This window comes from Mycobacterium sp. VKM Ac-1816D, assembly GCF_000416385.1.
Taxonomy (GTDB): domain Bacteria; phylum Actinomycetota; class Actinomycetes; order Mycobacteriales; family Mycobacteriaceae; genus Mycobacterium; species Mycobacterium neoaurum_A.
Genome location: NZ_AOHQ01000115.1, coordinates 1 through 388 on the forward strand (window position 1 = coordinate 1; position 388 = coordinate 388).

1 protein-coding gene is annotated in these 388 nt (G+C 62.4%); it reads left to right on the forward strand.

The genetic code is table 11. The features are described from left to right. The first annotated feature begins 64 nt into the window (after window positions 1–64). Window positions 65–373 carry a transposase gene (locus G154_RS27040; protein WP_019514121.1) on the forward strand — a complete coding sequence of 103 codons (309 nt, stop codon included), beginning with the start codon at window positions 65–67 and terminating at the stop codon, window positions 371–373. Window positions 374–388: the final 15 nt, after the last annotated feature.

Sequence of the window (388 nt, forward strand, 5' to 3'; positions counted from 1 at the left end):
GCTGCACGAATAGGTGACATCTGAGTTGGCTTGCTCGGGGCGAGCGAGCTGGAAGGATGTCCCAATGGCAAGGCCCTATCCCCGTGAGTTCCGCGACGATGTCGTGCGCGTGGCTCGCAACCGCGATGACGGTGTAACCATCGAGCAGATCGCCACTGATTTCGGTGTACACCCGATGACCTTGCACAAGTGGATGCGCCAGGCCGATATCGACGAGGGCACCAAGCAGGGCAAGAGCACTGGCGAGTCCACCGAGTTGCGTGAGGCGCGGCGTCGGATCAAGTTGTTAGAGCAGGAGAACGAGGTGCTGCGCCGGGCCACGGCCTATCTGTCGCAGGCCAATCTGCCGGGAAAAGGCTCTACCCGCTCGTGAAGGAGCTCGCCGGCG

What these genes read in the sequence shown, in the direction of transcription:
- G154_RS27040 (WP_019514121.1), top strand. Translation starts at nt 65, where the DNA reads ATGGCAAGGCCCTATCCCCGTGAGTTCCGCGACGATGTCGTGCGCGTG.